This window comes from Lysinibacillus boronitolerans JCM 21713 = 10a = NBRC 103108, from assembly GCF_000772935.1.
GTDB lineage: Bacteria > Bacillota > Bacilli > Bacillales_A > Planococcaceae > Lysinibacillus > Lysinibacillus boronitolerans.
The window spans coordinates 63,185-81,592 of record NZ_JPVR01000070.1 but is presented as its reverse complement, the minus strand read 5'-3'; the positions used below and the strand labels follow the sequence as shown (position 1 = coordinate 81,592).

The 18,408-nt window shown below is 37.0% G+C and carries 20 protein-coding genes; 5 read left to right on the top strand and 15 right to left on the bottom strand.

Features of this window, described 5'->3' with window-relative positions; all coding sequences use genetic code 11:
• The 5 genes from CD31_RS08715 to CD31_RS08695 all read right to left on the bottom strand — a co-directional run bounded on the left by CD31_RS08715 (position 1) and on the right by CD31_RS08695 (position 6,066).
• Positions 1-1,149 (bottom strand): DEAD/DEAH box helicase, encoded by a 1,149-nt coding sequence (locus tag CD31_RS08715; RefSeq protein ID WP_036076941.1) that lies wholly within the window; start codon positions 1,147-1,149, stop codon positions 1-3.
• 212 nt (positions 1,150-1,361) lie between these two features.
• Positions 1,362-2,063 carry a cysteate racemase gene (gene cuyB / locus CD31_RS08710; RefSeq protein ID WP_016993481.1) on the bottom strand — a complete coding sequence of 234 codons (702 nt, stop codon included), beginning with the start codon at positions 2,061-2,063 and terminating at the stop codon, positions 1,362-1,364.
• Positions 2,060-3,292 (bottom strand): carboxylate--amine ligase, encoded by a 1,233-nt coding sequence (locus CD31_RS08705; RefSeq protein ID WP_036076939.1) that lies wholly within the window; start codon positions 3,290-3,292, stop codon positions 2,060-2,062. The genes cuyB and CD31_RS08705 overlap by 4 nt, the downstream gene beginning before the upstream one ends.
• A 55-nt stretch (positions 3,293-3,347) precedes the next feature.
• Positions 3,348-4,337: a C39 family peptidase gene (locus CD31_RS08700; RefSeq protein WP_036076937.1), complete on the bottom strand. Its 990-nt coding sequence runs from the start codon at positions 4,335-4,337 to the stop codon at positions 3,348-3,350.
• Positions 4,338-4,569: 232 nt separating this feature from the next.
• The gene (locus tag CD31_RS08695; protein ID WP_016993477.1) at positions 4,570-6,066 is read right to left on the bottom strand and encodes a class I adenylate-forming enzyme family protein; all 1,497 of its coding nucleotides are present in this window, start codon (positions 6,064-6,066) and stop codon (positions 4,570-4,572) included.
• 234 nt (positions 6,067-6,300) lie between these two features.
• On the opposite strand from CD31_RS08695, the gene CD31_RS08690 reads away from it, so the two are divergent.
• Complete coding sequence (locus tag CD31_RS08690; RefSeq protein WP_036076934.1) at positions 6,301-6,894, top strand: metallophosphoesterase family protein; 594 nt, start codon at positions 6,301-6,303, stop codon at positions 6,892-6,894.
• 37 nt (positions 6,895-6,931) lie between these two features.
• Here CD31_RS08690 and CD31_RS08685 read toward each other — a convergent pair whose 3' ends face one another.
• From CD31_RS08685 to CD31_RS08665, 6 genes are all read right to left on the bottom strand, one after another.
• Positions 6,932-8,683, bottom strand: coding sequence for a methyl-accepting chemotaxis protein (locus CD31_RS08685; RefSeq protein WP_036076931.1), 1,752 nt, complete (start codon positions 8,681-8,683; stop codon positions 6,932-6,934).
• Positions 8,684-8,965: 282 nt separating this feature from the next.
• On the bottom strand, positions 8,966-9,550 hold the full coding sequence (locus tag CD31_RS08680) for a DUF305 domain-containing protein (protein WP_036076929.1): 585 nt from the start codon (positions 9,548-9,550) through the stop codon (positions 8,966-8,968).
• A 102-nt stretch (positions 9,551-9,652) separates the two neighbouring features.
• Positions 9,653-9,841: a cysteine-rich CWC family protein gene (locus tag CD31_RS22955; RefSeq protein WP_081977478.1), complete on the bottom strand. Its 189-nt coding sequence runs from the start codon at positions 9,839-9,841 to the stop codon at positions 9,653-9,655.
• Between the two features lie 79 nt (positions 9,842-9,920).
• The gene (locus CD31_RS08675) at positions 9,921-10,118 is read right to left on the bottom strand and encodes a hypothetical protein (RefSeq protein WP_036076927.1); all 198 of its coding nucleotides are present in this window, start codon (positions 10,116-10,118) and stop codon (positions 9,921-9,923) included.
• 12 nt (positions 10,119-10,130) lie between these two features.
• On the bottom strand, positions 10,131-10,340 hold the full coding sequence (locus CD31_RS08670) for a hypothetical protein (protein ID WP_004225632.1): 210 nt from the start codon (positions 10,338-10,340) through the stop codon (positions 10,131-10,133).
• 44 nt (positions 10,341-10,384) lie between these two features.
• Positions 10,385-10,618, bottom strand: a complete 234-nt coding sequence (locus tag CD31_RS08665; RefSeq protein ID WP_036076925.1) for a hypothetical protein — start codon at positions 10,616-10,618, stop codon at positions 10,385-10,387.
• Positions 10,619-10,752: 134 nt separating this feature from the next.
• Between CD31_RS08665 and CD31_RS08660 the strand changes: the two genes are divergently transcribed.
• Entirely contained in the window at positions 10,753-11,247 is a 495-nt protein-coding gene (locus tag CD31_RS08660) for a L,D-transpeptidase family protein (RefSeq protein ID WP_036076922.1), read from the top strand.
• Between the two features lie 39 nt (positions 11,248-11,286).
• Here CD31_RS08660 and CD31_RS08655 read toward each other — a convergent pair whose 3' ends face one another.
• The gene (locus CD31_RS08655) at positions 11,287-12,054 is read right to left on the bottom strand and encodes a DUF2935 domain-containing protein (protein WP_016993467.1); all 768 of its coding nucleotides are present in this window, start codon (positions 12,052-12,054) and stop codon (positions 11,287-11,289) included.
• A gap of 193 nt (positions 12,055-12,247) precedes the next feature.
• Between CD31_RS08655 and CD31_RS08650 the strand changes: the two genes are divergently transcribed.
• Complete coding sequence (locus CD31_RS08650) at positions 12,248-13,921, top strand: ribonuclease J (protein ID WP_016993466.1); 1,674 nt, start codon at positions 12,248-12,250, stop codon at positions 13,919-13,921.
• Between the two features lie 44 nt (positions 13,922-13,965).
• Here CD31_RS08650 and CD31_RS08645 read toward each other — a convergent pair whose 3' ends face one another.
• On the bottom strand, positions 13,966-14,619 hold the full coding sequence (locus tag CD31_RS08645) for a restriction endonuclease subunit S domain-containing protein (RefSeq protein ID WP_016993465.1): 654 nt from the start codon (positions 14,617-14,619) through the stop codon (positions 13,966-13,968).
• A gap of 213 nt (positions 14,620-14,832) precedes the next feature.
• On the opposite strand from CD31_RS08645, the gene CD31_RS08640 reads away from it, so the two are divergent.
• On the top strand, positions 14,833-15,222 hold the full coding sequence (locus tag CD31_RS08640; RefSeq protein WP_004225641.1) for a helix-turn-helix domain-containing protein: 390 nt from the start codon (positions 14,833-14,835) through the stop codon (positions 15,220-15,222).
• A 40-nt stretch (positions 15,223-15,262) separates the two neighbouring features.
• Here the strand turns inward: CD31_RS08640 and CD31_RS08635 are convergent, their stop codons facing one another.
• Positions 15,263-16,138, bottom strand: a complete 876-nt coding sequence (locus tag CD31_RS08635) for a radical SAM/SPASM domain-containing protein (protein WP_016993464.1) — start codon at positions 16,136-16,138, stop codon at positions 15,263-15,265.
• A gap of 195 nt (positions 16,139-16,333) precedes the next feature.
• On the opposite strand from CD31_RS08635, the gene CD31_RS08630 reads away from it, so the two are divergent.
• Positions 16,334-16,747, top strand: a complete 414-nt coding sequence (locus tag CD31_RS08630; RefSeq protein ID WP_016993463.1) for a hypothetical protein — start codon at positions 16,334-16,336, stop codon at positions 16,745-16,747.
• Positions 16,748-16,981: 234 nt separating this feature from the next.
• Here the strand turns inward: CD31_RS08630 and CD31_RS08625 are convergent, their stop codons facing one another.
• Positions 16,982-18,385 carry a SpoVR family protein gene (locus CD31_RS08625; RefSeq protein ID WP_016993462.1) on the bottom strand — a complete coding sequence of 468 codons (1,404 nt, stop codon included), beginning with the start codon at positions 18,383-18,385 and terminating at the stop codon, positions 16,982-16,984.
• Between the last annotated feature and the right edge of the window lie 23 nt (positions 18,386-18,408).

The window sequence follows — 18,408 nt, the reverse complement described above, 5'->3', positions numbered from 1 at the left end:
CTATTTCCCTCGCTTCTGTCCAATTGTTTTAGAATTACCTTCAATCAGCTGGCCATCATGCCATATTTTTTGCACAGGCTTGCCTGGAAGTTCCCTTGTCCATTTTTTATAGGTTTTTTCATCACGATAAGATAATAAGGTTAATACTTCACCATCTGCTCCAGCACGGCCAGTACGACCAGAACGATGCAAATACTGTTCAATTGTTCGTGGAACATCAACATGAATAACATGTGTTAAACCAGCAATATCTAAACCACGAGCTGCAATATCTGTTGCAATTAAAATACGTGCGTCCCCTTTACGGAATGCATCTAACGCTTTTTTACGTTCTTCTTTCTTCATATCAGAATGGAGCGTAACAATCGGTGCTGAACGGTATTGTAGTTTTGTTTCCTTCATTAATAATTGATCGATATTATTAACAAAAGCCAGCGCCCTTAAACCCTCAGTATGGGAAAGTCTGCGCAGGAAATCCGTTTTATCACGCTCTTCTACCTTCACAAAAGAATGGACAACTTTACCGACCTTTAACATGTCCTCAGGCTTAATTTTAAAACGTAGAGGCTCAAACATCATACGACTTGCCACTAATTCAATTTCCTCTGTAATCGTAGCCGAAACAACAACTACTTGTCGGCCATAGGCAGAACCTTCGATAAAGGATTTAATAACAACACGGTATTCACGACTTAGTAATTGATCACATTCATCTAAAATAACCGTTTCGACTTCTTTGAGTTTTAACTTTCCTGCTCGTGCTAATTCGTTTAAACGTCCAGGTGTGCCAACAACAATTGTTGGCTTTTTCTTCAACTTTTCAATTTGACGAGCAGAATTGGCACCACCAATCAGCTGCTGAACAGTAATGTCTGTTCCAGCTGTCCACTCACGAATGACTTCTACGATTTGCATAGCAAGCTCTTGTGAGGGAGCTACGATCAGTCCTTGTGTTTGCTTTTTTGCCCCATTCACTTTATTTAATAATGGTAAGACATATGCTAACGTTTTACCTGATCCTGTCGGTGACTCCGCTACAATATCTTTGCCTTCAAGCATAGCTGGTATCATTTCATCTTGAATTTTCATGGGTGTTTCAAAGTTCCATTTTGCTTGTAGTTCTTCTTTTAATAAATTAATGACTGACATGTTATTTCCCACCTTCTATCTACTTGACACTAGTTTAACACACTCCGTAGGTTCCTACTTTATATGTACGTAAGCAATTGTCTAATCGTTTCAAGAAAACATTGCTTGCTTTCATAAAAAATCTGCTTCACTCAACACGGCTGACCACAACTCTTTCAAGAATTGTAGCTTACCCGTGAAAAGCAAGCAGATTCTTTTCAATTCATTTAACACTAATCGACTAATTCATAACCACAAGCTAAAATGGCACATTCAGCTAAAACGATTAATGAATCAATATAAATGTTACTTAGCTTCAAATCTCTGTTAACAATAGAAAGCTCTGTACAACCTAATACAATTCGATCGCAATTTAATGCTAGCATCGCCTCTTCTATCGGTTGCCAATCTTCTAGCGTAACATCCTTCCCAGCCTTGACGTAATCATAAATGATCGACATCACATAGGATCTCATTTCATTATCTGGAACAACTGGTGTAATACCAAATTCCTCAAGTGCATCCTGATACATCCGTGACGTTAACGTGCCTGTTGTTGCTAAAATTCCTACACGCTTCGCTCCTAAATCAGCAGCACGCTTCGCTGTTTCGCGAATCATATGCAATACAGGTATAGGAGAACCTTCTTCAATTTCATGATAAAACGTATGTGCCGTATTACATGGGATAGCAATTACGTCTGCTCCTACCGAAGCTAGTTTTTTTGCATCCTCAATAATGACAGGAACTGGGTTATCCTTTGTATTATCTAAAATAAAAGCCGTACGGTCAGGAATATTTGTATCATTATCAATGATGGTATGTAAATGCTCCTGATCTTTTTGTGCCTTCGTACGTCTTACAATCATTTCACCAATAAACATTGTTGCTAGTGGACCAACGCCACCAATTATACCTAAAGTTTGTTTTTTCATGTGTTAGACAGACCTTTGTTATTAAAATATTTCTTATAGCTGCGATAAAAGCTTAAATTATCTAGCGTGACATTCAACCAACGTTTTGCATTCATATCCTTATAATTAAAAATAGAATCTGTAGCCATACCTTGACGAATTAAACTTTTCGCTTCCATTACTAGTTGTTCATTTTGAACATATTTGAACAGCACACCATTCGGTACAATTGTCCAAAGATGCTTGTTCTTCACGTATGTTAGTTGTTGTTTACTTCCGCGAACATAATCGTCCGCTACATACTGCATTAAATTGAAGCCACTGGCCGTCACATAATAATTGGAAAGTTCATTATGTAATTCAATACTCAACAATTTATATTGACCATCACGATCATCATATTTCATATCAAATGTGGCAAAGCCATGGAATTGTATCGCTTCAAGAAATGACTTAACATTATCCATTAATTCCTGATGATAGGTTGTCATAATCGCTACATAACGCCCTATCCCTTCTGGAGAATGCTCTTCTAAAATAGGATTTCCTACCGCAAGAAGTTTTGCCTTTCCATCTTGTCCTATATATGCATTAACAACACGCATGTTAGCGTCTTCTCCAGGAATATATTGTTGAATCATCAGATCATCACGATAAGCTGATTCTTTATAGATAGCACGTAGTATACTATCCTTTTCGTCCTTATCATATGCAATATATACTTTTTTCTTACCAGGAAAAATACATGTAGCATATTTTGTCATATTCATCGGCTTAATGACAACTGGATAATCAAATGGCATGTCGTAGTCTTCATAATCATTCACCGTGCATACATGTGAGGCAGGGTATTGAAAACCAAATTGTGCGCATAGTTCATACATGCTTTCACGAGTTAAAAGTTGATGCGCAAGTGGTGCGTCTACATAAGGAACTAGAAAATTCTCTACTAACTCCTCTTTATGTTCAACGATTTTTTTGACATAAAACTCATCACAGGCTAATAGCAGTAATTTTTTTTCTTTGAACTCCTCCGCAATAGCTTTTAAAGCGGTCACAAATCTTTCTTCGATATGAAGTCGTGGTATCTCACGAAAAGTCCATAAATCACTTTGTTGAATTTTTTCCATGTTCGTATGGTTTAGTGCAAGCGGCTTCACTCCATAGGCTTCGTAAAATGCTCTGGCCATGCCATAAGCATTCATTTCATCTCCAAGTAAAACCGGTAAAAAAACGTGCTCAATGGCCATTCTACTCAACTCACTTTTGCTTTTTTATTAGTGTAACATACTAACGATTTGTAGCTTATTTATGAACAGCTACAGCCTGTTTGCCTAATTCCTGATAACTTTTGAAAAATTGTTCGACATTGTACGTAACATACCCTTTTAAAGGATCCATTACGACTACCTTATCACCCAAATGTCCCGTCAAGACAACTGCATGTAAGTTCATAAAAGCATCATGCGGAGTTGTTTCCCCTGTATAAATCCAGCCTCTTTCTGCTTTTCGTTTAGGCTTTGATAAATCTAGCGTTACCCATGTCACGACAGGAATACCTTCACGCACAAGCTGTAAAATCTCATCCTGTGAGGCGTTACTCATATTTTTGACATGTAAGTCAGCTTGTTTATCTGTAATAACTGCCTCAGCCGCTTTGACAATTGGAGCAGCAAAAACATACATGCCGCGAGCTTTATCACGAGGATTACCTGCAAAAGCTTCATTTGGATTTGGTCCAAAACGTTGATTGCCTACTGTTCGTATTTCTTGCTTTGGTAAATATTTGTCAGTCATTTCAAGTTTTGACACGTTCATTCCAAAATAATTTAATACAGCTGTGAGTGATGTAATTTCACAACCATGTGGCAGCTCAGGATTTTGCATGACAACAGGGACATCTAACTCCTGATCGTCTCTTAAAAAATGTGTTTCCAATCGATAATAGGGCTTTGTTGTATCGTAAGTGAAATTCTCGATTGTTGTATACCCATCGTTTGTCGAACTATTTTCAAGTGTGGTTGCAGCAATTGCATATTCTCGCCCTGCCTTTAGCTTTGAAAATACAGCCTCTCCCTCTTCTGAGCCAATTGCTTCTTCCACTACATCACCTGTTTGTACATCTGTAACCGTAAGGAAAAGATTTGGAATAGGTGCCCCGCTATTAAATTCTACTGTTAAAACCGTTAATTGACTTTTTTGTTCAGCATCTTGCCGTGAAAATGGCTGACAGCCTGAAAGTAACATAATAATCAAAATGCCAATAAGTAAAAGGCGTTTATACCACGTCCACAAGACAAATTCCGCTCCTATTCTAAGGCGAAGAGCACCCCCTTCGCCATTCTAATTATTCAATTTGTCGTAGTAGACTCTATTATACGATACTTTCATAGCCGTTCCTATTTTATCTTGATTTAGTAGCTATTTTTTGTACCAAAGTGAGCGGCAAAATTACACAAATCTCCTTCTTTACGAGTAAGCTTAAAAAATCTGAACAGTAATTATACTAAGAGATAATTGAAGTGACTCACATCGTTGTCACTTTCGGCCGTAATGTATGCTTTAGTACCTTACCAGAGGCATTACGTGGCAATTCTATTAAAAACTCAATTTCATATGGTACTTTATATTTAGCAAGTCGTGTTTGACAATAGGATAGTATCGAATTTTCATCAAGAGATTTTCCATCCTTTAACACTACAAATGCTTTTGGTACTTCTCCGTATACTTCATGAGGCAACCCAACCACTGCTGCTTCTAAAATTTCTGGCATTTGATATAGAACTTCTTCTACTTCAATTGGGTAAATATTCTCTCCACCACGGATGATCATATCTTTTTTTCGATCTACAATATATAAATACCCTTCCTCGTCAAAGCGTCCTAAATCACCTGAGTACAGCCAGCCATCTCTAATCACTCTTGCTGTTTCCTCAGGGTTGCGTAAATAGCCCTTCATTACTTGTGGTCCTCTTACGCAAATTTCCCCCACCTCTCCAGCCGGTACGGTCTTTCCTTCACTATCAACTACACATACCTCTGTCTGTGCTAATGGTTTTCCCACTGAGCCAATTTTCGTCAATGCATCCGTATCTAATAAAGAGGTTGCTGCAGGTGAATTTTCGGTTTGACCATAAAGATTTTGAACCTTTACATTTGGAAATGCTTCTTTTACTTGCTTTACAAGCTCATATGGCATTGGGGCAGCCCCGTAACATAATAAACGTAAATGATTAAAGCTATGTTCCTTGAATCCAGGAGTATTTAAAATGATGGTATACATAGATGGAACACCAAAGAAAATTGTCGCCTCTGTAGCTACAATTTGAGCTAATGTTTTAGTTGGTGAAAATACTTCTTCAATGACCACTGTTCCTCCTTGATAAAACATAGGCATAGCAAATACATGAAGACCTGCACAATGAAACAATGGCGTACAAATAAACATCTTGTCCCTGTTAGACATATTCATAGAAGACGACCAGATATCTGCTGTAGCCACGATATTCTGATGCGTTAGCATGACGCCTTTGGGTTTACCTGTTGTTCCTGACGTATACATAACCACTGCCGTATCGTGAGCCTCTAATTGCACAATTTTTCTAGCACGATTATTATACTCAATTATGTTTTTCATTTCTTGAAATCCGATCGTATGTTGGAATGAATAGGAAACGTCCTCTAATGCTTCTGTTAATCTTTCATCAAAAATTAAGCCCTTTGCTTGTGAATGATTAAAAATAAAATCAACCTCAGGAGCAGCTAATTTAGTGTTAATAGGCATCACGATAAAGCCAGCTAATTGGACACCTAAATAAGCGATTAAAAATAAATCTGAATTGAGCGTATATAAGGCAATCACATCATCTTTTTCAAAATCTTGTTCCTGCAAGTAAGCCGCAAATCTTTCTACACGTTGATAAAAATCATGATAGCTTAATGCTTTTCCATCATACAACGTTGCAATTGCATTTGGTTGCTGCCCTGCATAGTCTTCAAGAATATCTGTCATAAACATATTCATTATAAGCCCTCCATACATTCATTTTTTTATTACCGAATGGGAAACTATTAAACTTCTTAAAATTCAGAAAATTACGATTATATTTTATCAAGCAATGTATTTCTTGGCAATTTTTCCACACATTCAAAATATGTAGCCGAACTAACGAAATATTCTTAGACATTTTACTTTTCTAGCAATTTCTATTGGGTGTATGATACTTGTACGATTATTTTTAGGAAAGGCCGGGTTTAAATGCTTTATGCACTTTTAGGAGATTTACATTCTAATATAGAAGACACTAAGGCTGTTCTAGCTCATATTCAACAAACAGCAGAGGAAGCAAAGATCATTGGGCTAGGTGATTTATATGAATGCACTGTTAGTAAGAAAAAGGCACAAACCATATCTGGCTTACCTTTGCAAAAGGCGGCCATAATAGAAAGAGAATTTGAAAAACTGCTAACCTTCCCCTCTATTCGAGGCAATCAAGAAGAACGTATTACTCAGGTCACTGGTATCGAACGTTTTAAAGCATTACCTGAGACAATAGAGATTGATGGGGCCACGCTTATGCACGGTCATCAATTTCAGTGGAATGTAAGCTGGCAGCCGACTTTCCCACCCTTTCAAAAATCATTATTTTTCTTTGGGCATAGTCACGAATCAGGTCTTTATCATCAACAAAAAAAGCTGCCGATTCGTATTCGCTTCGGGCAGCCAATTGCGTTACAAGACAAGCAGTATGGTGTGAATGTAGGCTCTGTTATCAATCACCGTGAATGGTGTCTTTATGATAGCCAAAAGCGAACAGTGACATTTATGTGTGTCCCACCTATTAATCTATAAAAGAGCAAGCTAGTCTATATTAGCTTGCCCTCCATTTTTAATGAATGTATTGCTTTTTCTCGCTCAATAAAATTTCCTTTAACTCTTTTAATTTTTCAATTACAACATACGATTCATCCGTAATTTCTTTCAGGTATTTTTCAGCGCCCGTTTTATTGCCTACATTGTATTCACGCACTGCTTTTTTTGCTATATCATGCACGTGAATAAAAGGCTGTTCTAACTCTGCGTAAACACGCTCATCACCTAACAGTTTTTTTCCGGTGCCGTAATACCATTCGCCGAGGCGTGATTCTTTTGGAGACCCTACATCCTGCTCCGTCATCGTTTCAAAGCCTAGTAGCAAATTGTAGATTTTCCATCTCCACAATAGATGGTCAGTAATGGCTAATTCAATAATATCCTCTTGGCTAATAATAAAGTTTTTAGAAATCGTCGTGGATCGGTATCCATCAATCATTTTACTTAACTTATAAATGGCAGAGCCCATATCAAAAACGATTACCTTACTTTTTTGCATGCTCTCCGTAATAGTATGGTTACGTTCAGAAATAGTAGTAGCAGATTGAGCCTGTACCTTTGTCGTTGTAGCTATTTCCTCAAAGCGCGCGCCCTGCTGCTGCAAGTTTTTATTTAGCTCTGCTAGCGTCTGTGATATATATAAAGTATCTGTAACACCTTGATGTAAATCTTGGGAAAATTGAGTCGTCAATGAGCTAATATTATGGGTAATATGAAGTAGTTCCTGTATATCTGTATGTATAGATTTGACAGATGTACTTGTATCATCAGCAAGTTTCCTTACTTCCTCTGCAACAACCGCAAAGCCCTTTCCTGCTTCTCCAGCACGGGCTGCCTCAATTGATGCGTTTAAAGCCAACAAATTTGTTTGATCTGCTATTTTTTTAATTAATTCCATCAATTTCGCTACACTATTTACACGTTCAACTAAACGCTTAATATCTTCCTGCATTGCTTTATGACCTTCATCAGTCGTCTGTAAAATAGATGATACTTGTTGTAATGATTCTAAATCCTGATTTAATTTTTTAAAGGCATGCTTTGTTTGCTCTGAAATATCACCAACAGATGTGGCAATTTCTTCAATACTCTCGTCCAACTCATGCATTAATTGATCTGCTGCAACAATCTCCTGTTGCTGAATCTCTTGAAATTCAATCAATTCCTTAATGGTATCTAACTGTGTATTATAAGTAATAATTTCACCTAATCCATTTACAACAGATCCTGCTTGAATTTCAATATAGGTCTCTAAAATAATTTGCTGATCAATTGTTACTAAGCTATCGTAAGACAATAAAACATCCAGCATTTTCTCTTCATCACGAGATAGTTCTTTGACAATCAGTGGAATGATTAGTTGGTTGATCAGTGTATAGGCAGAAATCATCCAGTTTGGTAGTACACCAATTCGAGCATGAACATACGCAATTTTCCGTCGCTTAAAGACATAATCTAAATCCAATTCATCATCAAATAAGCTTATAAAGTGTGTATCAAACAGCCCTTTTAAGCGCTCTACTGATGAATGTGTATTGATGACATGATTAAACTCTGGAATTTCCAGTAGACGAGCATAAAAATTATCGAGTATATGCTGTCGATTATTCTCGTAAATTTTACGTAAAAACCCAACAGATTCTCGCCTAATTCTAGATAAAGCAAGGAAATCCAATTTTTCTTTAAAGCGTTCATTTGTTTCGATGTCTGAATTTTTCGCAGCTGAGAAATAATCATAACTTTGATTAATCTTCTTCCTTTTGAACATAGCTCCCACTCCTAGTTGTATTAAAGTAAAATAAAATTACCAATATTTTAAAGCCAATTATAGATTTTTCTTTATTACCTTCAACTAATAAAACATATATATTTTACCAACAATAGAAAGACAAAAATAGATGCTCATTTAATTCTTTACACATTATTATTTTTTCGTCCACTTTATTGACAATTTCTTATTTTCTTAGTTAAACACTGTCTTTATGCAGAAAAAGCGCTAAAATCCCGATTGATCTTAGCGCCTTCTTCCCATATAAAATTATCGTTAATGTTAGCACTCGCAATCGCAATTTTGTAAGCTATCCAGTAGCTTTTCCATGGCTTCTAGTTGCTCACATAGCGTTTGAATCATGCATCGTAGGATTGGAATTAATTCTTGACAGATGCAGAACCTAAGCACATTTTGTGCCAGTCTTATGCCCCCCTGATGATGGACAATCATTTCCCGAAGATAATTGATATTAATACTATTAGAGACTGGTGGAGCACACATTGCATTGAACATAGCTTCTGTAATTTCTTTGTAAGCACACATATACTCGTATAATTTATACTCTGAATTTTGCACGACACAACATCGGTTTTGTATCGCTTCAAGACTCTCAAGCATTTCTGTATGTGTTCGAATGATTTCTAATGCGAGATTTTGCACAGGTATATTCGTTGTATAACGTAAAACATTTTCAGACATTTGGATTGCTGCAACTTGATGAGGGATGATTTGCTTAATAAAATTTTCTGAGATGCTACAAGTAATGGTAACATAGGTCATACCCTGCATCATTTTTTTGAGGATTCGCTGATATTCCTCTAAATATGCCTTTGTCACATTACTAAGTTCAATTGGTTTAGCCATTAGACACACTCCTTTCAGAGTAATGTATGCCTGCTAGGTTGTTGTGCGATAGACAATTGTACCAATTGCTCAATTTTTATCAGGCTTAATCATCGTAAAAAACTATACTTGCTCTTTCTTATATGTATCTATGCATGTTGAACAAATGCATATATTTGGCTTTCTTTGCACTGTTTTTAACAGGTGTTCGGGAATGCTGACTGTCATACACCAGCACTCTTTTTCTCCTTTTGCCACACCACATTGATTTTCTCCCCCACATAATGGACATCTCTTTTCTTCAGTTGACATGCTCTTACAACTCCTTTATTTTTCACCATTGTAAAATAAAAAGGGAAGAGCGCTCAATACCTTGCTCCTCCCAAAATGTTTAATATTGATGCTTGTGTATGTCTTGTTTCACTTCTTCAATATCTGTGTCACTATAAATGGCTGTTCCATGCCCACCGCTTTTTGCTAACAGGGCCTTCACTTCATTATACGATAATCCTGCCTCTGCATTTTTTTGCTTCACTTCGTTAATATTTGTGCCTGCAGATGTAAACTGGACGTCTTTTTCATGATTCATTATTTTTACCTCCTATAGTTCATCTGGCTGCATTTCAATTAATTCGTCGCCTTCTCTTTTTACACGCTTATTGAGTTCCTCTATCGGAATGGCATCTACAGTTTGCATATCTTCATGCAGATCGAAAAGACTGATCGTATCTGATTCAACCATGTCAGGCTTGTCCTTACTATTTAAATTCATGAACATTTTCTTTTCATGTGGTATTTTTTCGATGTCCATTCTGTCACACTCCTTTTCCTATAATGTGTGTAAAGCTGAACAGATTATGTGTCTTTCTCTTTCGCACTTTTATCAATTCGATGATACTCAGCTATTTGAATAACTCGTACATGCTTTGTGTGCAGTTCATGGTATATCCCCCTACTATCCGTAAAGGAAATATATTGATCACGTTCATTTTTCACTAATTTTTCTGCCTCTTGTTGCGATTCAATAAAAATGAATCTTCGAACATAATGTATCTCATCAAAAAAATACGTAATTTTAAATTCCTTCATCTTTATGCCCCTTAATCCTGCAATGTCACTGCTTATTCTGTCCAGAAACAGAAAAACCTTGCATTCCTAAAATTACATAAAACATTTGAAGCATATAGTAGAACAATAAACCATTGCATTGGAGGGAATAATAATTGATTCATACTGTCAAAGCTGGTGAAACCCTTGCTCAAATTTCTCAAGATTACCGTACACCTTTGGCATCCATTATCGCTGCTAATCCAGGAATTCAGCCTGATCATCTTTTCATGGGTCAACAAATCATCCTCCCCGGCTTGCCCGAGCCCGAAACAATTCCTTACCGTATTGAGATATCTACCAACAATCGATGGCTACGTTTATATAGAAACAATATCCTTCAAAAACAATACCCGATTGCAGTTGGACGCATGCTTCACGAAACACCAGTAGGTAGTTTTATGATCATCAATAAAGCACCAAATCCTGGCGGCCCCTTTGGCACGATGTGGATGAGTCTTTCTAAAGAACACTATGGAATTCATGGCACAAATGATCCTAGCTCGATTGGGCATGCTGTTTCACATGGGTGTATCCGTATGCAAAATCGAGATGTTGAAGAGCTAGCCAGTATTGTGCCAATAGGAACAGAAGTAGTGATTCATCCCTAACTTAAAAGGCTATCTAGTGAGTTTAGATAGCCTCTTGTTTTACTGATCTTGTTCTCTAGCCTGTGCAAGCTTCGTTAAATAGTATTGCTCTTCACGCCACATATGATCCGCCATCGGAGCTGTAAATGTACCTAGCACCTCTGCACTTAGCTCCATTTCTTCTAGTTCTCTTAAAAATGTTTTAAATAATGTCATTTCAAGCTCAACATCTTTATTAAAGCGTTTTAAAGCAGGAAAGGAATTCATATTCGTACGTAAATAGCCTGTTAATTCAACAGCCTTTAAATAAAATTGCTCAAAGTGTTGGGCAAACTCATGGCTCTTTTGCTTCAAGCGCTTCTCAACACCATCTAAATCATCCTTGATAATGCCTGCATGTCCGGAGGCATCTAAAAGCCAAACTAAATGATGATGAAGCTCATGAAAAATAGGTGGTGCTTCTCCTTTTTTCAAATAACCCAGCACATTTTGATATTCTTCTAATTCATTAACCATATGGTTGACAAACGTAGGCGTTAAATGAATCCCGATATCTCCCAATAATTGATGCCTAAGTAGATGAAGCTTGAACTGCTTAAATTGCTCAACATTGTCGTCCACAGACACTGAAAAAGATACAGCATTTGTTTCATCGAGTGAAGGGACATAGGTAAGTAGCTGCGAGAATTGATAAATATACGTATGGGCTCTTTGAATATCATCCTCTTCTGAGGGATAAAGGGCGTCATGAATAAATTGAGCATGGTTTTGCATGATTTCTAGCCAAAATCTATGCTCAAAAATGGCATGTTGCACAAAATTAGACAAAGGTCTGCCTCCTCTTATTTTGATTTTAGCTCCACTGAGCTGTCTTTGCTTTTTGTTATCTCCCCATTCTATTCTTCGTGCTATCCAATTAGTCGCACTGCAAATTTCGTATAGGATGAAATGCTAAAAGCTATACTACCTATGGCAAAGGCAATTATTGATGGCTTTATTTAAAACTATAGGAGGGAATACGTTGTCAACAAGTAAACAGCTATTATCCATATTCGCCCTAGGTGGCATAAATGAAATCGGTAAAAATATGTATGTAGTACAATATGCAGATGACATAATTATTATTGATTGTGGAGCAAAATTTCCGGATGAAACCCTGCTCGGAATTGATTTAATCATTCCTGATATTACGTTTTTACTTGATAATAAGGAGAAAATTAAGGCATTAATTGTCACGCATGGACATGAGGATCATATTGGTGGAATTCCCTATTTACTAAAAAAATTAAATGTCCCTGTGTATGCTACCCGATTCACGCTCGGACTTATTGAGTTAAAGCTTAAGGAACATAAACTTTTAAGAGAAACGGATTTAATTGAAATTCATGCTGATTCAGCCCTACATTTAGGACAAATCGATATTAGTTTCTTTAGAACTAATCATAGTATACCCGATTGTTTAGGAATCGTTTTAGCTACCCCTGAAGGAAATGTTGTCCATACGGGAGACTTTAAATTTGATCTAACGCCCGTTAACAACCAGTTTGCTGATATTCATAAAATGGCTGAAATCGGTTCAAAGGGTGTGCTTGTTCTTATTTCAGAAAGTACAAATGCAGAAAGACCAGGTTTGACCCCTTCTGAGCAACTTGTAGGGCATCATATAGAGGAAGCCTTTTTACATGCTGAACGAAAAGTAATCATCTCAACCTTTGCTTCAAATGTTAATCGCATCCAACAAATCGTACATGCAGCAATTGCCACCAATAGGAAGCTAGCTTTAGTAGGGCGTAGCATGGTCAATGTCGTTGATGTCGCGATTGAACGAGGTTATTTATTTGTACCAGAAGATCTGTTAATTGATGCACGAGAGGTCAAATACCTCCCACCAGAAGAGGTGGTCGTCCTCTGCACTGGTAGCCAAGGCGAGCCTCTAGCTGCCCTCGCACGAATAGCAAATGGCAATCACCGTGAGATAAAAGTTTTGCCAGATGATACAGTCATTCTTGCCGCTTCACCAATCCCAGGTAATGAAAAGGGCGTTTCTCGAATTGTGGACAATTTGTTCCAGCTTGGTGCTAAGGTTATTTATGGTTCTTCCAGTCATACAGGTATGCATGTATCAGGTCATGGTCATCAAGAGGACTTGAAACTTATGCTGACCTTTATGAAGCCTAAATTCTTCATTCCTATTCATGGTGAATATCGTATGTTACATCAACATCGTTTATTAGCAGAATCTGTTGGCGTTCAAAAGGGACATACATTTATTATGAAAAATGGGGATGTTGTTGATATTGAACATGCGAAGGCAAGGCAAACACGGAAAATTCCTGCTGGGGATACGTATGTAGATGGGATTGGCATTGGTGAGGTCGAAGGAATTGTCCTCCGTGATCGCAAGCAACTTTCAGAAGACGGAATGCTTGTTATTGTATTGACACTCAATAAAGCTGATGGTGCTTTTATTTCAGAACCCGATACCATTTCACGTGGTTTTGTTTATGCAAAAGATTTCGAGGCACTATTAACTAAAGTCAATGTGCTTACCAAGGAAATCGTCAATGAGCTTCAAGAAGAAGGCAGACAGCAAATACATGTCCTTCGCCGAGAAATTAAAAGAGCTGTTGGACAATATTTATTTACCCAAACAAAGCGAAAGCCCATGATTTTACCAATTATTATTGAAATTTAGCAAGTCGGTGCAAGGATTGCCCAATCCATTTGCACCGACTTATGTTAATTGCTCAACCTTTGAAAGGAATCATTTAGAAAATCTCCATTAAAAACCTTATGTAACATATCAGCATATAGATATTGGAGCTGTTCAAAGCTATGATGTAAGTTTTTCGAATGCTGATTCACTTGTTTTGACACATTATCGAAATACTGTGGAAGCTTTTCTACCGCTGTGACTAAAGAATCTTTATTTATTAATAAATGTTGAATAGCATTTAATAGTTGAGCTACTCTATGCTGTATATCAAGAGGAGGTAATTCAATTATTAAACGAAAGATATGACGCCTCTCTTTATTTATTTGATACCATTTAAAAAAGTGAAATAAATAATCACTAACAACAATGGATTCATTCGGAATAATGGCAATGATATCATGACCGATACACACAGCTTTTTTACATTGATAAATAAGGGTTTCCTTTAAATTCAATTTATTGAGAAGGATGCTTTTTGCAGGTACTAGCGACAAATCAAATGAATCAACCGTGTGATCAATCTTTGGTACTTGACTAGCATCATCATCTACCAATAATTTCAATAGTGTTGCTTTGGTGATAAAAGGAGTACCTTCCGTAGTAAAACATTGATCATTCACAATTAAATGACCAATTTGTACTTTTGCTATTTCTTCTAAAAAAAACTGCTTCACCATATATGAACCCTCCAATCCTCTGTCCCAATTAATACCCTGAATACAATCCTCATTAACGCATTATACCTAGTTATTTATTTAGGTCATTTGTCTGAATAAAGTATTACTCTAAAGATTGTACCATTTTAATATAACTTTTTCTCTATTATACCACTATAATAGTATAGTCATTTCCATTGTTTTTCACTAGCTTTTAACTTAGAGGTGAATCATATGTCAGATTTTTTAAAGCTAGTAGGTGAACAACTTCGGATTATTCGGTTATCTAAAGGACTTAGCCAAGAAGAAGTGGCTGAAAGGACAGGGAAGTTAGGTTTCAGTAAAGGAAGGGTTTCCAATATTGAGCATGGACAATCTAATATTACCTTAAGTACTTTGGAAACAATCATGAAGGCATTAGACATTACCCCTGAGGAGCTATTTAATTTTCAAAAATTATCTGGCGTTACTGATATTGAGGAGAAAAACCTCATGCTAGACATTCATCGCTCATTATTAAGAGAACGAAATTTAGACGAGGTCAAATATGTAGTTCGTATTACGAAGGATTTTTTAGATACCATTGATTCTCAATCAAAGAAAAACAGCTCCAACGGTCAATGACCAGTGGAGCTGCTTCTTTATTCAACATAACTTTTAGTAGCTACATACCAAACTTTTGACGATAGCCACATTTTCTACATAATTCTTCTACAGCTTCCCTTCGTGAGAAGCCTGCTACGATCTTATTGGCACGTTCCCCTTCTACAATTTCGGAGAAGGATTTTTCGTGTACATTTCCTAAATTTATGACACCTTCCCCATCCAAACAGCAAGGTACAACGGTCCCATCCACCAATATAGCTGCTTGACTACGCAGTGCATGACAAAAACCCTTACCTTCATCCTCAGGCTCTAGAAGACTTGGCCATCTAAACTCATGATCCTGATTTAAATACACATGAGGGGCAATTTTCACCCCTTTTCCAGGCTCTACTTTTTCTTCTATACGGTAATCAAGATTATACTCATTTTCTAACATTTCTAAAGTCTCACGGTTGCGACGGGCTGCAACATCCGAAACATGATCCTGTTGTAGATTCCATAAACGATAGGAAATAATCGTATTGTATTCCCTAGAATCTCGCACAAAATCTAAAATATCCCCTAAATATTTTTCGCGATTTTCGGAGCCTTCATGCCCATCAAAGCTATGCAACGAGAAATTAATTTGGCGTAATGCTGGCTTTCCTAATATTTTCTCGCGGTTCTTTTTAATTAGCGTACCATTCGTTGTAATATTCACTTTAAATCCTTTTGCATGGGCAGCATCTAATAGCTGATCAATTCTTGGATGTAGTAATGGCTCTCCTTTCACATGCAAGTAAATATATTTTGTATGTGGACGAATTTCATCTAATATTTTATTAAATTGTTCGACTTTAATAAGCCCTTTTGCACGAGCTGTTGGTGGACAAAAACTACATGCTAAATTACAGACACTCGTAATTTCTATATAAACCTTTTTAAATGTTTTCAATGTTACTTCTCCGTTCCCATTCACTAAATAATCAAATCTCATTCATTTTAACAAATTTATTGGATAGATAGCAAAAATCGTTGAGTTTCCATCTAGAACTCCTACCTTTTCTCTAGGTAACATGGCTACACGTACAGGTGGGTTCACGAAGCACTAATATCTTAATAGTAATAGGAAAGGAAGGGAGGAGAAACGATGTCTAATTTTAATTCTAAAAAATTTTATGGACCTGATGAACCTGAGCAGGAATCCTCTAACAAGCAAGGGAAGAATCATATAACAATCAATTTTACATTCAATATAGGAAATACTGATTTTCACTTTGAGCAACGAGCGGAAGGCGGAGGCCAAATCAATCATGATGTAGGTACAAATGCCAACCAAGGTGGTCAAAATGCTAGTAATGGTAGTCATACACGCAACGTCAATTCGCAATTTGCTGACGGTAATGGAAGAAGTGGTATTGCTGGTAATAATAATGACGAGGCTGGTGGGCAACAAGGCATTAAAGTACGGGATAGTCTTGTCATTGATAGTGATATTCATTCATCCTCTAACCATAGTGAAAGTAATGAAGAGCCTGATGTATTAACTGAAGAAGGTGAGTAGATTTGTTTAAAAAAGTCATATCAGTAGCAGAAAACAAGACGAGTGATTGTTTCCTTTCCACCAACGTCCTTTTTATGGAGTACGAAGAGCTCTGTACTCTGCAACTGGAAAGCAAGTAGCCTGCAACTGATTGCATGACCTTTCACAAAAAGACTATTGATGGTTTTGTTTTTCAACACGATGAAAAAACTTCTATCTGCTTGATGGTACCCTCAACAGATAGAAGTTTTTTTATTACACATTGCGTTTATAGTTTTTTGTGCCATCATATGAATAAAGCATCGGCTTTTTATCCACATAGGTTTCTAAATGAACAGGACGTCCCCATAGCTGGTAAATATAAGGCAATACATTTTCTAAATAGTGTGGATCTAACTCCATCCCTTCATAGCCATGAACTAAATATAGCTCGCCATTTCGCAAATAATCACCATTTTTTACGACAATGTATGGGAAGCCTCCATTTACACGCATGGATACAAGCTGATCGCGAACCATCTCGTGATCCTTATCCGTTATACGGTATTCATTCCCTTTCTTTTGGAACAAGTACAAATCTTCACGCTTCGCTAAATCCTTTGTTAAATAGTTTCGAATAAAGGAAATATCTGATTCTACCTCTCTAACCTCAAAAATCTTTTCACGTCCTGTATTTGGCAAAACACCTAACCGTTTCATTTCCTCAGTAGGGTTATTATAACGATTTTCAATATCCTCGAAAATTTTAATCCCAAGATAATATGGATTAATCGATGTTTTGGAAGGCTGCACAACCCCCGCATTTAATTTGGCATATTCGATTGTTTCAGCAGTTGTTAGCTTTAGCTCCCGCATGATTCGTTGATGCCAGAAGGAGGCCCAACCCTCGTTCATTATTTTTGTTTCTAACTGAGGCCAAAAATAAAGCATTTCCTCTCGCATCATTGTTAATATATCTCGTTGCCAGTCTTCCAATTCACGGCTATGCTCCTCTAAGAATAACAACAGATCCTTTTCTGGCTGAGGAGGAAATTGCCTTAATCGGCGTCGGATTGGTTTATAAACTTTTTCTTTTTCTTCTATACTCCATAAATCATCGTACGGTGATTTTGCTGGTGGTTTTTCCTCCTCAAGCTCATCCTCCTCACTCCAGGATAGCTTCGGTCGTAAAATAGATGGATCAATATGCTCTTGAATAGCTAAAACAGCATCTAAAAACTGCTCCACCTCATCCTTGCCATATTCTCTCTCATAGCCAGCTATTCGCTCCGCGGTTGCGGTCATACTTTCTACCATATCTCTTCTTGTATTAGAAAAACGTATATTATTTTTGAAGAAATCGCAGTGTGCTAAAACGTGGGCAATAATCAATTTATTTTGCGTTAATGTATTGGTATCGAGTAAAAATGCATAGCAAGGATTTGAATTAATCACAAGCTCATAAATCTGACTAAGCCCTAAATCATATTGAAGCTTCATTTTATGAAATTGTTTACCAAAGCTCCAGTGGGAAAAGCGCGTAGGCATACCGTAGGCGCCAAATGTATAAATAATATCTGCAGGACAAATTTCATAACGCATTGGATAGAAATCTAAGCCAAAGCTTGAGGCAATTTCGGTAATTTCATCTATTGCTCGATGAAGCTCTTTTGTGTCCATGTTACGCCCCCTCCTTTGAACGT

Excerpts from the sequence above, each read along its gene's own strand:
- CD31_RS08705 (WP_036076939.1), bottom strand. The coding sequence starts at position 3,292 with ATGGCCATTGAGCACGTTTTTTTACCGGTTTTACTTGGAGATGAAATG.
- CD31_RS08680 (WP_036076929.1), bottom strand. The coding sequence starts at position 9,550 with ATGGCTAAACCAATTGAACTTAGTAATGTGACAAAGGCATATTTAGAG.
- CD31_RS08675 (WP_036076927.1), bottom strand. The coding sequence starts at position 10,118 with ATGAATCATGAAAAAGACGTCCAGTTTACATCTGCAGGCACAAATATT.
- CD31_RS22955 (WP_081977478.1), bottom strand. The coding sequence starts at position 9,841 with ATGTCAACTGAAGAAAAGAGATGTCCATTATGTGGGGGAGAAAATCAA.
- CD31_RS08715 (WP_036076941.1), bottom strand. The coding sequence starts at position 1,149 with ATGTCAGTCATTAATTTATTAAAAGAAGAACTACAAGCAAAATGGAAC.
- CD31_RS08640 (WP_004225641.1), top strand. The coding sequence starts at position 14,833 with ATGTCAGATTTTTTAAAGCTAGTAGGTGAACAACTTCGGATTATTCGG.
- CD31_RS08665 (WP_036076925.1), bottom strand. The coding sequence starts at position 10,618 with ATGAAGGAATTTAAAATTACGTATTTTTTTGATGAGATACATTATGTT.
- CD31_RS08670 (WP_004225632.1), bottom strand. The coding sequence starts at position 10,340 with ATGGACATCGAAAAAATACCACATGAAAAGAAAATGTTCATGAATTTA.
- CD31_RS08685 (WP_036076931.1), bottom strand. The coding sequence starts at position 8,683 with ATGTTCAAAAGGAAGAAGATTAATCAAAGTTATGATTATTTCTCAGCT.
- CD31_RS08645 (WP_016993465.1), bottom strand. The coding sequence starts at position 14,619 with ATGGTGAAGCAGTTTTTTTTAGAAGAAATAGCAAAAGTACAAATTGGT.
- cuyB (WP_016993481.1), bottom strand. The coding sequence starts at position 2,063 with ATGAAAAAACAAACTTTAGGTATAATTGGTGGCGTTGGTCCACTAGCA.
- CD31_RS08625 (WP_016993462.1), bottom strand. The coding sequence starts at position 18,385 with ATGGACACAAAAGAGCTTCATCGAGCAATAGATGAAATTACCGAAATT.
- CD31_RS08690 (WP_036076934.1), top strand. The coding sequence starts at position 6,301 with ATGCTTTATGCACTTTTAGGAGATTTACATTCTAATATAGAAGACACT.
- CD31_RS08695 (WP_016993477.1), bottom strand. The coding sequence starts at position 6,066 with ATGAATATGTTTATGACAGATATTCTTGAAGACTATGCAGGGCAGCAA.
- CD31_RS08630 (WP_016993463.1), top strand. The coding sequence starts at position 16,334 with ATGTCTAATTTTAATTCTAAAAAATTTTATGGACCTGATGAACCTGAG.